Source organism: Paenarthrobacter sp. CAP02 (assembly GCF_040137855.1).
Classification (GTDB): Bacteria; Actinomycetota; Actinomycetes; order Actinomycetales; family Micrococcaceae; genus Arthrobacter.
The window spans coordinates 34,046-47,887 of sequence record NZ_JBEEII010000002.1 but is presented as its reverse complement, the minus strand read 5'-3'; the positions used below and the strand labels follow the sequence as shown (position 1 = coordinate 47,887).

The 13,842-nt window shown below is 64.0% G+C and carries 13 protein-coding genes and 1 tRNA gene; all 14 read left to right on the top strand.

The window, feature by feature from the left end:
• The first annotated feature begins 96 nt into the window (after positions 1–96).
• The 14 genes from ABHM97_RS03210 to ABHM97_RS03145 all read left to right on the top strand — a co-directional run bounded on the left by ABHM97_RS03210 (position 97) and on the right by ABHM97_RS03145 (position 13,678).
• Complete coding sequence (locus tag ABHM97_RS03210) at positions 97–1,482, top strand: glycine--tRNA ligase (protein ID WP_235519629.1); 1,386 nt, start codon at positions 97–99, stop codon at positions 1,480–1,482.
• Between the two features lie 2 nt (positions 1,483–1,484).
• Entirely contained in the window at positions 1,485–2,447 is a 963-nt protein-coding gene (locus tag ABHM97_RS03205) for a GNAT family N-acetyltransferase (RefSeq protein ID WP_349469570.1), read from the top strand.
• A 248-nt stretch (positions 2,448–2,695) separates the two neighbouring features.
• A complete protein-coding gene (locus ABHM97_RS03200; RefSeq protein WP_349469569.1) occupies positions 2,696–2,932 on the top strand; it encodes a hypothetical protein in 237 nt (78 codons plus the stop codon).
• Positions 2,919–3,200: an FAD-binding protein gene (locus ABHM97_RS03195; RefSeq protein ID WP_349469568.1), complete on the top strand. Its 282-nt coding sequence runs from the start codon at positions 2,919–2,921 to the stop codon at positions 3,198–3,200. Before ABHM97_RS03200 ends, ABHM97_RS03195 begins: the two co-directional genes overlap by 14 nt.
• Before the next feature lie 292 nt (positions 3,201–3,492).
• Positions 3,493–3,924 (top strand): FAD-binding oxidoreductase, encoded by a 432-nt coding sequence (locus ABHM97_RS03190; RefSeq protein ID WP_349469567.1) that lies wholly within the window; start codon positions 3,493–3,495, stop codon positions 3,922–3,924.
• A 53-nt stretch (positions 3,925–3,977) separates the two neighbouring features.
• A complete protein-coding gene (locus ABHM97_RS03185) occupies positions 3,978–5,468 on the top strand; it encodes a YibE/F family protein (RefSeq protein WP_349469565.1) in 1,491 nt (496 codons plus the stop codon).
• Between the two features lie 100 nt (positions 5,469–5,568).
• Positions 5,569–6,507, top strand: a complete 939-nt coding sequence (locus ABHM97_RS03180) for an ABC transporter ATP-binding protein (protein ID WP_349469564.1) — start codon at positions 5,569–5,571, stop codon at positions 6,505–6,507.
• Positions 6,504–7,280, top strand: coding sequence for an ABC transporter permease (locus tag ABHM97_RS03175; protein ID WP_235519641.1), 777 nt, complete (start codon positions 6,504–6,506; stop codon positions 7,278–7,280). Before ABHM97_RS03180 ends, ABHM97_RS03175 begins: the two co-directional genes overlap by 4 nt.
• Positions 7,281–7,309: 29 nt before the next feature.
• Complete coding sequence (locus tag ABHM97_RS03170; RefSeq protein ID WP_349469563.1) at positions 7,310–8,419, top strand: sensor histidine kinase; 1,110 nt, start codon at positions 7,310–7,312, stop codon at positions 8,417–8,419.
• A complete protein-coding gene (locus ABHM97_RS03165) occupies positions 8,416–9,027 on the top strand; it encodes a response regulator transcription factor (RefSeq protein ID WP_349469562.1) in 612 nt (203 codons plus the stop codon). Before ABHM97_RS03170 ends, ABHM97_RS03165 begins: the two co-directional genes overlap by 4 nt.
• Before the next feature lie 43 nt (positions 9,028–9,070).
• Positions 9,071–10,252, top strand: a complete 1,182-nt coding sequence (dusB, locus tag ABHM97_RS03160; protein ID WP_235519645.1) for a tRNA dihydrouridine synthase DusB — start codon at positions 9,071–9,073, stop codon at positions 10,250–10,252.
• A 63-nt stretch (positions 10,253–10,315) separates the two neighbouring features.
• Positions 10,316–11,632: a deoxyguanosinetriphosphate triphosphohydrolase gene (locus ABHM97_RS03155; protein WP_349469561.1), complete on the top strand. Its 1,317-nt coding sequence runs from the start codon at positions 10,316–10,318 to the stop codon at positions 11,630–11,632.
• Between the two features lie 37 nt (positions 11,633–11,669).
• The gene (dnaG, locus tag ABHM97_RS03150; protein WP_235519651.1) at positions 11,670–13,553 is read left to right on the top strand and encodes a DNA primase; all 1,884 of its coding nucleotides are present in this window, start codon (positions 11,670–11,672) and stop codon (positions 13,551–13,553) included.
• Between the two features lie 52 nt (positions 13,554–13,605).
• Positions 13,606–13,678, top strand: a tRNA-Asn gene (locus tag ABHM97_RS03145).
• Positions 13,679–13,842: the final 164 nt, after the last annotated feature.

Genomic DNA, 13,842 nt, shown 5'->3' with positions numbered 1-13,842 from the left:
ATTTCCCCAACCTCCCCGCCGGACAACCACGTCCGGAATCCGGGGCTAACCACCGCGGACCGCACCCAGCGGCCCTGTAGAAAAATGGAGTTACCCATGGCAGCAAAATCCGTCCTTGACCAGGTCATTTCCCTCTCCAAGCGGAGGGGCTTTGTCTTCCAGGCCGGTGAAATCTATGGTGGCTCCCGTTCCGCGTGGGATTACGGCCCCTTGGGTGCGGAGCTGAAGGAAAACATCAAGCGCCAGTGGTGGCAGAGCATGGTCCGCGGCCGTGAAGACGTAGTGGGCCTGGACTCCTCGGTCATCCTGCCCCGCCAGGTCTGGGAAGCCTCCGGCCACGTCGAGGTGTTCTCCGACCCGCTGGTGGAATGCCTGTCCTGCCACAAGCGCTACCGCGCCGACCACCTCCTTGAAGAGTTCGAGGAAAAGAAGGGCCGCCCCGCCGAGAACGGCCTCGCGGACATCGTCTGCGCCAACTGCGGCACCCGCGGTCAGTGGACCGAACCCCAGGAATTCTCCGGCCTGCTGAAGACCTTCCTGGGTCCGGTGGCCAGCGAGGAAGGCATGCACTACCTGCGTCCGGAAACCGCGCAGGGTATTTTCGTGAACTTCAACAACGTGCTGACCACTTCCCGGAAGAAGCCGCCGTTCGGCATCGGCCAGATCGGCAAGTCCTTCCGCAACGAGATCACCCCGGGCAACTTCATTTTCCGTACCCGCGAGTTCGAGCAGATGGAAATGGAATTCTTCGTCGAGCCAGGCACGGATGAAGAATGGCACCAGTACTGGATGAAGGAGCGCATGTCCTGGTACACCAACCTGGGCATCCGTGAGGAGAACCTGCGTTTCTTCGAGCACCCGCTGGAGAAGCTCAGCCACTACTCCAAGGGCACCACGGACATCGAATACCGCTTCGGTTTCCAGGGCTCGGAATGGGGCGAGCTTGAGGGCATCGCCAACCGCACCGACTTTGACCTCTCCACCCACGCCAAGGCTTCCGGCACGGATCTGAGCTACTTCAACCAGGCCACCAATGAGCGGTACACCCCGTACGTCATTGAGCCGGCCGCTGGTTTGACCCGTTCCTTCATGGCCTTCCTGATCGATGCCTACACCGAGGACGAGGCCCCCAACGCCAAGGGCGGCGTGGACGTGCGCACCGTGCTGAAGCTCGACCCCCGCCTCGCGCCGGTCAAGGCCGCCGTCCTGCCACTGAGCCGCAACGAGGACCTTTCCCCGAAGGCCAAGGCCCTGGGCGCGCAGCTGCGCCAGAACTGGAACATCGACTTCGATGACGCCGGCGCCATCGGCCGCCGTTACCGTCGCCAGGACGAAATCGGTACCCCGTTCTGCATCACCGTGGACTTCGACACCCTCGAAGACCAGGCCGTCACCATCCGCGAGCGCGACACCATGAGCCAGGAACGTGTGTCCCTGGACAAGGTTGAGGGCTACCTGGCCGCACGCCTGATCGGCGCCTGACCGTGGCTTTGGAGTACCGCGAATGGAAGGAGGGCGACGACCTCGCCCTCCTGGAGATCTGGGGTGGTCCGGAGACCCTGCCCGCTGAGCAGTTCCGTGCGGCCCTGGCCCCGTCCAGCAACCAGCCATGGCGGCGTTGCATCGTGGCCGAAGACGTCGTGGACGGTGGGCGCATTCCCGTTGCCGCCGGCGTCGTCCATGAAGCTTCGCTGCACCCGGAACGCCTTTGGGCGTACATCGAGGTTGCCAAGGACCATCGGCGCAGCGGCGTTGGTTCCACCCTCCTGGCGATGCTGCGCCGAGAAGCCGGGGACTCGCCGTCGGGCGTTTCCAAGCTACGCAGCAAAGTGGAACCGGATACTGCCGGCGCGGCATTTGCCGCTGCAGCCGGACTTGCCCCCATCCAGCGTTCGCAACTGGTTGTGGTGGAACCCGAGCCGCTGAAGCTGCCCCGTTTCGGGGATGGTTCCGAGGAAGCGGCGTCGGAGCGCGTGGAGGACCTGGCAACAGGTTCGGTGGAGCTCAGCGACGTGGTGGGTAAGTACTACTCTCACGTCCACCACTGGGACAGCCCGGGAGAGCTTAGCATCGCGACGGTCCAGCGTTTGTTCTTGCATGACCTCACGGGCGCCCATGGTGCGATCGTCCTGCGGGCGCCGAAAGCCAGTGCTTTTGGCCAGGGCGTTCCGGCGAGCCGCAAGGGCAAAATCCAGGCGTTTGCCATCAGCTACGCCCAGGGCAACTCGGATGAACCATCGGATGTCTTCCTGGGACACGATCCCAGTCTTTCCGATGGGGACGCGGAAGCGGCAGTGCGTGACCTCCTGGCTCTGATCGCCTACCAGCACCCTGTGCTGCTGGAAGTCGACGAATCGATGACCGCGTTGCGCTCGGTCCTGGGACCACTGTTCGAGTCCGGAAAAGCCCACGTGCGTGGTGCGGATACGTTGATCGTGAGCGACTGACCGGAATCCACGTACGACTTTGGAGCACTGCGAATCCTGTCTGGCCCTGTTTCCAGGGTCAGGCAGGATTCGTTGTTTTCTGGTCCTTATCAGAGGTTCTTGACGCGGCCGAGGCTCAGGAGTAGGTCTATCGAAGTAAGCCCCCACGCCGTCACATCCGGGGGAGAGGCGTGTGGAAAGTCCGGTCTCACGTCTTAATCGATGGTAAGCACTATGAACAAGATCGCCCTCGACGGCTGCGGGAACAGTTGCGTGGGCAACTCGTCACTCCTGAAGATCCTGACTACGACGCGGCACGCGCCGTTTTCAACGCGATGGTGGACAAACGTCCTGCCGGGGTCATCCATGTAGCGCAGGTCTCCGACGTCATCGCCGGCGTGAACTTTGCCCGCGAGAGCTCCATGCCGCTGGCCATCAGGGGCCGGCGGGCACAGCGCTCCTGGTTTCGGGACGTGGGACGACGCTCTGGTGTTGGACTTCGTTAATCGCACGGGGGTCCGGGTGGATCCCCAGAAGTCCAGGGCCCGGGCCGAAGGCGGTACGACCTGGGCCGACTTCAACCACGCCACGCACGCTTTCGGGCTTGCGACCACCGGTGGAATCGTTGGATCCACGGGTGTGGCGGGCCTGACCTTGGGCGGCGGGATCGGGTACCTCGACAGGAAGTACGGACTCTCCTGCGACAATCCTTGTCTCGGCAGATGTCGTGACGGCAAACGGCAAGTTCCTGATCGCCAGCGAGGAACAGAATGAAGACTTGTTCTGGGCGATCCGGGGCGGCGGAGGCAACTTCGGGGTGGTGACACCCTTGAGTTCGCACTCCATCCTGTGGATATGGTCCATGCGGGCATCATCATTTACGGCGCGGAGAACATTCCCGCAGTGGCCAGGTTCTACCGTGACTACATAGCTTCCGCACCCGAAGAGTTCGGGGCATTCCTGGGCTTCCATCAAGGGCCGCCTGTGCCTTTCCTTCCGGAGGAATGGCACGGAAAGGCCGTACCCGGCGCTGAACGTCGCCTTCGACGGACTCAACCCAAAGGGCATGCAGGGCTATTGGAAGGCCAACTTCCTGCGCGAACTCAACGACGGGGCCATCGCTGCCCACGCCCAATTTGGGGCCACCGTGACCAGCATGAACACCGCCGTCCACGTCTATCCCATCGATGGCGCTGTGTCCCGGGTAGCCGTAGAGGATACTGCCTTCGCCCACCGGGACATGAAGTTCTCTCCGGTCATTGCGGCCCAGTGGCCCGATCCTGCAGATAACGAAGCCAACATCGCCTGGGCCCGGGCGTACGCGGCCGCATTGGCACCGCACTCGGAGGCTGGTGGATACATCAACTTCATGGACTCGGAGGACCAGAACCGGGTCGCGGACAACTACGGACCCAACTGGGAGAAGTTGGTATCGGTCAAAGCCAAATACGACCCCGACAACCTCTTCCGCGTCAACCAGAACATCCCGCCACGCTGAGCCGGGAGTCCACCGGATCCACGTAGGCTTAAGCCCATGAGGTTTTGCAGCTGATGGGCCACAGTCACTCCCACGGTCATCCTGAGGGTTCGGAACCAACCCCGCAGGCGGTCGCTTCCCGTAAAAGGGCCAACCTGCTGCTGGCGGCAGTCCTGGTTCCCTTGGGCGTATTGACCCTTGTGGCGATGGTGCTCATGTGGCCCTCGGGCAGCCGGGAGGGGATCAACTTTTCAAGTCCCTACCAGGCTGCCCCGGGGGTCACGTTCGACACCGGCAAGATACAAAGCGTCGTGGTGGAAAGCTGTACCCAGACGGGGCAGTCAGACACGGGCCAGCCCACCACGGGTCAGTCCACCACCGGCCAGAACCAGGCCGGGGGCTCCCAGTGCACCTTCGCTTTCACTGTGCCGGACAAGGGCGGTGAGGCGGTCAAAGTGGTCATCAACCCCGATGTTGCGATGTCCCACGGGGTGGACGTTGGTGACTCCATCCGGTACCTGAATCTTTCGGGCGTGCAAGGCAATACGGCGGGCAGTGGCGCGCCGTCGTACGTTTTCGTCGACTTCGTGCGCAACATCCCCATAGCGGCCCTGGCTGTGCTGTATGCCGTGGTGGTGATTGCGGTGGCCCGCTGGCGCGGTTTCCGTGCGCTCCTGGGCCTGGTGGGAGCCTACTTCGTCCTGGTCAGCTTCATCCTGCCCGGTCTGGTTGAGGGCAAGCCGCCGCTCTTGTTGGCGTTGGTGGGGTCCACGGTGATCATGATCGGGGTCCTGTACTTTGCCCATGGGTTCTCGGCGAGGACGTCCACGGCCTTGCTCGGAACCATTTTCGGGCTGGCGATCACGGCGCTCCTGGCGGCGTGGGCCACTGACGCGGCCAACCTGGCCGGCGTAGGCAACCATGATGCTTCCACGCTGGTGAACATGTCACCCCAGATTTCCATTTCCGGAATCATCCTCTGCGGCCTCATCATTTCCGGCCTGGGCGTCCTCAACGACGTCACCATCACCCAATCGTCGGCGGTGTGGGAGCTGTACGAGCTCGCACCCAACACCAGCGCCCGGAAGCTGTTTACTTCTGCCATGAGGATTGGGCGGGACCACATCGCCTCGACTGTCTACACCATCGCGTTTGCCTACGCCGGTGCGGCACTTCCCATTCTGATCATTGTGATGCTGTACGACCGCCCGTTGGCAGAGGCTCTCACCAGCGCTGAATTGTCCGAGGAAGTCATCCGCACCCTGGTGGGCTCCATCGGGCTGGTCCTAGCGATTCCGGTCACTACCCTCATCGGAGTCCTGGTGGTCAAAGCCACCGGCATGAAGCGCCTTGCCGCTGCCGGGGGACCGGCCATAAGTGCCGACGGCCTTGAGGATACCGGCGCGCTGGCCGCGGCCGCCGTCGTCGTCTGTTCCGGGCAGGACGAAACGAACGACGCCGGTGCCCGGCAAGGCGCCACCCCCGAACCGGCTGCCGGGGCAAGGCCCGCCCGGCCAGGGAGTCGGCGGGCGCAGCGCGAAGCGGAGCGCCGAAGCAGCGATTGACCGGATGACATTTGTCATGCCGAACCGATGACACCCGCTACGGGTGCGCGGAAGGTTCCCCGGCTTGAATGGGTGTACAAGACCTATTCCAGGGAGAGCAATGACAACACCCGGAGTGCCGGCCGTTCGCGCCGCCGGACTGCATAAGAGTTTTGGCAAGGTCCAGGCGGTGCGCGGTCTGGACCTGACCGTGGAGCAAGGCGAAGTGGTGGCTTTCCTGGGCCCGAACGGTGCTGGTAAGACCACCACCATCGACATGATCCTGGGCCTCAGCGCTCCGGACGCGGGGGATGTGTCCATCTTCGGGCACGCGCCCCGGGGAGCCATAGCCCGTGGGCAAGTAGCGGCCGTCATGCAGACCGGAGGCCTGCTGCGGGACATCAGCGTCAGGGAAACAGTGCAGCTAACGGCGGCCATGTTCGATTCGGCCCGGCCCGTGGACGAGGTCCTGACCCGCGCAGGGATTCTGGACATCGCCGATCGCAGGGTTGAAAAATGCTCCGGCGGCCAACAGCAAAGGCTACGTTTCGCCATGGCGCTGGTCTCGGATCCCGGGCTTCTGATCCTGGATGAGCCAACCACCGGAATGGACGTCGCCGGACGCCGAGACTTCTGGTCAGCCATCCGCGACGACGCTTCGAGGGGGCGCACAGTCATTTTTGCTACCCACTACCTCGAAGAAGCAGACGCCTACGCTGACCGGATCGTGCTGGTGCGCCAAGGGAAAGTGGTTGCCGACGGCACCGCAGCCCAGATCAAGAACCTGGCTTCTGGAAGAACCGTCCGGGCATCACTTCCCGCAGATGACCGAGTCTTGCTGGCAGGCCTGCCTGCGGCGGATCAGGTGGAGTTCGACGGCGGTCGCGTCACCGTCCGCTCTGCCGACTCGGATTCCGTGGTCCGTTTCCTGCTCACCAATACCGGCGCCCACGACCTTGAGGTCGTCGCGAACAACCTTGAGGAAGCCTTCGTGGCCCTCACCGCAGACGAGGCCGGGCCGGCCACGGCCCCCACAGCCATGGAAGGGGACCGGATATGAGCCAGGGAACAGCAATTCAGGACCGCAAGCCCTCCGCGGGCGGCGTCAACGCCACATTCCTCTGGATTGAGATTAAACGCATGCTCCGCAACCGGCGGACCATCATGTTCACGGTGCTCATGCCGGCGATCTTCTTTTTCATCTTCGGCTTGTCCAACAAGAACCAGCAACTGCCCAATGGACACAGCTACGGTCAGTACATCCTGATCAGCCTCACCGTCTATGCGGCCATGACAGCAGCCACGGGTGCGGGCAGCCAGGTGGCCGTGGAACGTGCCCAGGGCTGGAGCAGGCAGTTGCGCCTCACACCCCTGTTGCCCGGTGCGTACATAGCCGTCAAGGCCGCGGCCGCTCTGACGCTCTCCTTGGTTGCAGTGATCGCCCAGTTCGTGATCGGTGCCCTCGCCGGGGTAACCATGGACGCCCAGACATGGCTGACCGCCGGCCTGGTGGCCTGGGTGGGTTCCTTGGTATTCGCCGCACTCGGTCTCTTCGTGGGTTACCTCATGCCAAGCCAGAACGTCATGCAGATCCTGGGCCCGGCCCTGGCCATCCTGGCCATGCTCGGAGGGCTCTTCATGCCGATTGAGATCATGGGCGATACTTTTGGTGCCATCGCCAAATTCACCCCGGCCTACGGGATCGGACAGCTGGCACGAAGCCCCATCACCGGGGAGTTCGATGCCCTGTGGATCGTGAACGTCCTGGTCTGGCTGGCGATATTCGTGGGCGGGGCAGCCATGGCCTTCCGTCGCGACACCAACCGTGTCTGAGCCGCTGGGCCGTGACTAAGGTGGGATCCATGAGCAGCCCGTCCTTGTGGGAAACACTCCGCGGTCCAGGTCCCCGAAAATGGTTCATCGGCGCTGCGTTCTCCATCGTGTTGTGGGCCTGGCCCACCTGGAACCTCGTATGGTCCGTGGACGAGCCCGTGAGCTGGAAGGTTCTCGCCTCGGCGTCGTTGGTGGCTTTCTTTGCGGCTTACGCCCTCCTGCCCATGATCAGCCGGGGAAGGAACGCCCGGACGGGTTTGGCCTGCGTCACGATCCTCCTGGCCCTGAACGGACTCGTCATCCTGCTGGTGGGCAAGGAAGCACTGTGGACCTGGCCCTTCCTTGCATGCGCCATTGGAATGACCACGCTGCCGCCCCGCGTCGACTTCGCCTTGATCATGGCACTGTCCGGTATCTCCCTGGCCTCCGAACTGGCAGAGGGCAGCCCGGAGCAGGCATTCTTCCAGCCGGCGCTGATCCTGTCCCTCGGCTTCATGATGTCCTCTTTCGCGCGCCTGATCCGCCAGACAACAGCGCTGCGGGCCGCCCAAACAGAACTCGCAGACGCCGCTGTGGCGGCCGAACGCAGCCGCGTAGCCCGGGACATGCACGACATCCTGGGACATTCCCTCACCGTCATTGCCGTCAAAGCGGAACTGGCAGGCCGATTGATGGAAGCCATCCCCGGCGGCCCGGCAAAGGACAGGGCAGCAGGGGAGATCAGTGAAGTCCAGGAGCTTGCCCGTGGTGCGCTCGCCGACGTCCGGGCCACGGTGGCCGGATACCGCGGGGTCAACGTCCTTGCCGAACTTGCGGCGGCGAGGACCGCCTTGGAATCGGCCGGCATCCAAGCCGACCTTCCCCGGACAGTGGAGCAGGTGCCGGCCAAGTATCGGGAACTGTTCGGCTGGGTGCTGCGGGAAGGCGTCACGAACGTTGTGCGGCATTCAGGCGCCGTCCAGTGCCGGGTCCGGTTGACGGCGTCGACCGTCCTGGTGGAGGACGACGGCGTGGGGCCGGGGCCGGGCGTCCCCGGCAGCGGGTTGGCAGGGATCCGGGAGCGTGCCGCCACGGCCGGCGGAACGGTAAGTATTGGTGCGAGCGACCTGGGAGGGTTCAGATTGGCAGTTGACGTATGAGCATTCGGTTGGTGATCGCGGACGACCAGGCCTTGGTCCGGGGTGCTCTTGCTGCCTTGTTGGGCCTTGAAGCGGACATCGAAGTGGTGGCCGAGCTGGGGGATGGAACAGGTGTTGTGTCGGCCGTACTGGAGTATTCGGCTGACGTGGCCATGCTCGATGTCGAAATGCCGGGCCTGGACGGTATTTCCGCAGCGGCCGCCGTTCGCCGTGCGGCGCCGTCGTGCCACGTCCTGATGGTCACGACGTTCGGAAGGCCGGGATATCTCAGGAGGGCCATGCAGGCCGGGGCGTCCGGGTTTGTGGTCAAGGACACCCCGGCGCGTCAGCTGGCCGAGGCGGTTCGGCGGGTGCACCAGGGGCTGCGGGTGGTGGACCCCTCGCTTGCAGCCGAGTCGTTGATGTCGGGAGACAGTCCGTTGACCGAACGCGAGGCGGAGGTGCTGAAGGCGGCGTCCGACGGCGGCACGGTGGCGGACATTTCCAAGGCCGCGATGCTTTCCGAAGGCACGGTCCGGAACTATCTCTCGGCGGCCATGGCCAAGACCGGTGGGCGGACGCGGGCCGAAGCCGTGCGGTTGGCCCATGAGAACGGGTGGCTTCTCTAAGGGGCCGCCTCCCCGATTTGCCCGCGTTTGCAACAATGGATGGGTGACTGTAGTAGCAACGCCCCCCGCACCGAAGCTCGAGCTCCCGCCTTTGAAGCTCGGCGGGATCACCGTGGACACCCCGGTGATCCTTGCCCCGATGGCCGGGATCACCAACTCAGCCTTCCGCAGGCTCTGCCGTGAATACGGCGGCGGCCTGTATGTGGCAGAGATGGTGACCTCGCGTGCCCTGGTGGAACGGACACCGGAATCGCTGCGCATCATTTCCCACGATGATGACGAGAAGGTCCGCTCCGTTCAGCTGTACGGGGTGGATCCTGTGACAGTGGGCGCGGCGGTGCGGATGCTGGTGGAGGAAGACCGCGCCGACCACATCGACCTCAATTTTGGCTGCCCGGTTCCCAAGGTCACCCGGCGAGGCGGCGGTTCCGCCCTGCCCTGGAAAATTGATCTCTTCACGTCCATCGTCCAGACGGCGGTCCGGGAAGCGTCAAAGGGAGATATTCCGCTCACCATCAAGATGCGCAAGGGCATCGATGATGACCACCTGACGTACCTCGACGCCGGCCGCATCGCCCGCGATTCCGGCGTGGCTGCCGTTGCCCTGCACGGGCGCACCGCCGCCCAGTTCTACTCCGGACAGGCCGACTGGTCAGCCATCGCCCGGCTCCGCGAAGCGCTTCCCGACATCCCGGTCCTGGGCAATGGCGACATCTGGTCAGCGGAAGACGCCGTTCGCATGGTCCGTGAAACGGGAGTCGACGGGGTGGTTGTGGGTCGTGGTTGCCAGGGCCGGCCCTGGCTCTTCGGTGATCTGCAGGCAGCCTTTGAGGGCAGCGAAGAGCGGCACCGCCCTGGACTGCGCGAAGTTGCCGAGGGTGTGTACCGGCACGCCGAACTGATGGTTGAGACGTTCGGCAACGACGAATACAAGGCCCTGCGCGAGATCCGCAAGCACATGGCCTGGTACTTCAAGGGATATGTGGTGGGCAGCGAACTGCGCACCAAACTCGCCACCGTCCCCACCCTTGAAGTCCTCCGCGGATACCTCGACGAACTGGACATGGACTCGCCTTATCCTGGCGTCGATTCCGAGGGCCCCCGAGGCCGGGCAGGCTCGCCCAAGAAGCCCGCACTCCCCAAGGATTGGCTGGAAAGCCGTCAGCTGAACGCTGAACAGAGCGCCGATATCTCGGCTGCGGAGCTGGACGTGTCGGGCGGCTAGCCTCACACGTGTAAGACTGGCCCAAGAAGCACCACACCCGGCGCTTGAAGGAGGCAGATACCCATGGGAACCGAAGCGATGGTCGGCCACAACGGAACCGCACACGATTACGTGCAGGCAATTCCCGGCTACGTCGACGCCGATTCCGCGCGTTGGGTCGAAGAACCCCGCAAGAGCAATTACCGCTCGGACTTCGAACGGGACCGGGCCAGGGTCCTGCATTCCTCGGCCCTGCGCAGGCTCGGAGCCAAGACCCAGGTCGTGGCTCCTGACACTGACGACTTTGTGCGCACCAGGCTGACCCATAGCCTTGAAGTGGCCCAGGTGGGCCGGGAGCTGGGGCGTTCCCTGGGCTGCGACCCCGACGTCGTGGACACCGCGTGCCTCAGCCACGACCTTGGCCACCCGCCCTTCGGCCACAACGGCGAGTCCGCCCTCAACGAAGTGGCGCACACCATCGGCGGGTTCGAAGGCAATGCGCAGACGCTGCGGTTACTGACCCGGTTGGAACCCAAGGTGTTGGCCGAGGACGGCCGCCCAGCGGGCCTGAACCTCACCCGCGCAAGCCTGGACGCGGCGTCCAAATACCCGTGGTCAGCCGTGGACGCCCCCGTCATCCACGGGCACCGTACCAGCAAATTTGGCGCCTACGAGGACGACCTTCCTGTGTTCGAATGGCTCCGTGAGGGTGCGCCCGGAAACCGTTCCTGCATCGAAGCGCAGGTCATGGACCTGGCGGACGACATCTCCTACTCGGTGCACGATGTGGAAGACGCGATCGTTGCCGGCCACTTCCAGTTGAAGTGGATGGAGAACCCTGACCACCGTGCCCGCGTGGTGGGCTACACCAAGCAGTGGTACTTGCCGCACCACGATCCTGCGGAAATCGATGCCGCCCTTGCCCGGCTTGAAGCCACCAAGGTCTGGGTCCGTGAAGCCGATGGCAGCCGGAAGTCGATGGCGGCGCTGAAGGACATGACCAGCCAGCTGATTGGCCGCTTCTGCCAGAGCGCCATGGAGACAACCCGCGGACATTTCGGGCCCGCCAACCTGACCCGGTACGACGCCGAACTCATGGTCCCGGATGAAACGGTGGCGGAGATCGCTGTCCTCAAGGGCCTGGCCACCACTTTCGTTATTTCCACGGACCACCGCCAACCGGTGTACGAGCGTCAACGCGAGGTCCTCCACGCGCTGGTGGGCGTCCTGAACGCTACAGGCGACCGTCACCTGGAGCCGATGTTCGCGTCCGACTGGCGTGACGCCGTCGACGACGGCGCCCGGCTTCGCGTGGTGATCGACCAGGTGGCCTCACTGACCGATGCCTCTGCCTTGGCCATGTACGAGCGCCTGGTGGGCAGCCTGCCGTCACTCTGGTGAAGCCGGGAGCCCACGGCCGAGCGACTAGGATGGTGACGTGGCTGGCCTGATCAAACGTGAAGATATCGACGAAGTACGCCAGCGCACGGATATCAAGGAAGTCGTTGACGGTTACGTCACCTTGAAGGGCGCCGGGCTGGGCAGTTTCAAGGGACTGTGCCCCTTCCACGACGAACGTTCGCCCTCCTTTACCGTCCGACCGCAAGTGGGCCGATACCACTGCTTCGGCTGCGGCGAGGACGGCGACGCCATCTCCTTCATCCAGAAGATGGACCACAGCTCCTTCCATGAAGCCGTTGAGAAACTCGCTGCCAGGATCGGGTACGAGCTTCGCTACGAAGACGGCGGAACAGGGCCTAGCCGCGAGGAAGTCGGCAAGCGGCAACGGTTGCTGGACGCCCACAAGATCGCTGACGAGTTCTTCCGTGCCCAACTGTTGACGCCCGGGGCGGCCGAGGGCCGCAATTTCCTGGACGGTCGCGGCTTCGACCGCGCCGCTGCTGAGCACTTTGGCGTCGGGTACGCCCCGCAGGGCTGGGACGCGCTGCTGAAACATTTGCGTGGCCGGGGCTTCACCGACGCGGAGCTGAAACTTACCGGCATGTTTTCCGAGGGTAACCGCGGTATTTATGACCGCTTCCGCGGGCGGCTGATCTGGCCAATCCGCGATATCGCGGGGGACACCATCGGCTTTGGTGCGCGCAAGCTCTACGAAGACGACCAGGGCCCCAAGTACCTGAACACCCCCGAAACTGCGCTCTACAAGAAGTCCCAGGTTCTGTACGGCATCGACATCGCGAAGAAGAATGTCGCCAAGGAACGGCAACTGGTGGTGGTGGAAGGCTACACAGACGTTATGGCCTGCCACCTGTCAGGAGTAGCGACGGCGGTGGCCACCTGCGGTACTGCTTTCGGTACCGAGCACATCAAGATCGCACGTCGCCTGATTTCCGACGACGGGACCGGCGGGGAAGTGGTCTTCACTTTCGACGGCGACGCGGCCGGACAGAAAGCGGCGCTGCGGGCCTTCGAAGAGGACCAGCGGTTCCAGGCCCAGACGTACGTGGCGGTTGAGCCCAGCGGCGCCGACCCCTGCGACCTGCGCCAGCTCAAGGGCGACGCCGCTGTCAGGGATTTGATCCTTAGCCGCAAGCCACTCTTCGAATTCGCCATCAAGGCATCCTTGCGCCGGCACAACCTCGACACCGTCGAGGGCCGCGTGGCAGCACTGCGGGAGGCTGCTCCGGTGGTCGCGCAGATCCGCGACTCCGCCACGAGGCCCGGCTACACCCGCGAACTTGCGGGCTGGCTCGGGATGCCCATCGAGGAGGTCAGCCGGTACGTTGGTGCCGCCATCAAGCGCGGTGGACCTGTCAGTGGCGCGCCAGGCGGCAACGAACAACCGACGACGGCGGCAGCCCCGCCGTCGTCCGGTCCTGTTTTCCAGCGTCCCGACCCGCGGGACCCCGTTGCCGGCATGGAGCGCCAGGCCTTGGAGGTCGTCCTCCAGGATCCCGCGGTACTGGGCGGCGGAGCGTGGGAACGTTTCGAGGCCTCGCACTTCTCCACCCCTGCGTATGGTGCGGTCCATGCGGCCATCAGGGCCACGGGCCTGGCGCACGCAGGGGATCCTGTGGCGTGGGTGGAGCAGATCCGCCAGGAAGTTCCCGAGCCGCTGCGGTCGCTGGTCTCGGAACTGGCAGTAACACCGTTGCCGGCCAGCACTCCGGAGGCCATGCAGCGGTATTGCCGGGACATTTTGGCCCGGCTCTTTGAACTCCAGATCACCCGGATCAAAGCGGACAAGATGGGGCAGCTCCAACGGCTCGATGCCGCGTCCAACCCCGAGGAGTTCCAGCGCCTGAACCGGGAGCTGATGCAGCTGGAGATGGAGCGCAGGGCGCTCCGGGCGGACGGCTGAGGGCTCGATTTCGTTTTCCAGCGAGGCCCTGTTAAGCTAGTAACCGCTTCATTCCTCCGTAGCTCAATTGGCAGAGCATTCGACTGTTAATCGAAGGGTTACTGGTTCAAGTCCAGTCGGAGGAGCGCGCAATACCCCCGTTCCGGTCGGCCGGAACGGGGGGAATTTTTTATACCCCGGGTGGGTATCTTGCGCCGATTTCGCATTGGGTAAAACCTTTGCTAAAGTCATAGGCGCTTCATTCCTCCGTAGCTCAATTGGCAGAGCATTCGACTGTTAATCGAAGGGT

Excerpts from the sequence above, each read along its gene's own strand:
- ABHM97_RS03210 (WP_235519629.1), top strand. The coding sequence starts at position 97 with ATGGCAGCAAAATCCGTCCTTGACCAGGTCATTTCCCTCTCCAAGCGG.
- ABHM97_RS03190 (WP_349469567.1), top strand. The coding sequence starts at position 3,493 with ATGCAGGGCTATTGGAAGGCCAACTTCCTGCGCGAACTCAACGACGGG.
- ABHM97_RS03185 (WP_349469565.1), top strand. The coding sequence starts at position 3,978 with ATGGGCCACAGTCACTCCCACGGTCATCCTGAGGGTTCGGAACCAACC.
- ABHM97_RS03180 (WP_349469564.1), top strand. The coding sequence starts at position 5,569 with ATGACAACACCCGGAGTGCCGGCCGTTCGCGCCGCCGGACTGCATAAG.
- ABHM97_RS03175 (WP_235519641.1), top strand. The coding sequence starts at position 6,504 with ATGAGCCAGGGAACAGCAATTCAGGACCGCAAGCCCTCCGCGGGCGGC.
- ABHM97_RS03170 (WP_349469563.1), top strand. The coding sequence starts at position 7,310 with ATGAGCAGCCCGTCCTTGTGGGAAACACTCCGCGGTCCAGGTCCCCGA.
- ABHM97_RS03165 (WP_349469562.1), top strand. The coding sequence starts at position 8,416 with ATGAGCATTCGGTTGGTGATCGCGGACGACCAGGCCTTGGTCCGGGGT.
- ABHM97_RS03155 (WP_349469561.1), top strand. The coding sequence starts at position 10,316 with ATGGGAACCGAAGCGATGGTCGGCCACAACGGAACCGCACACGATTAC.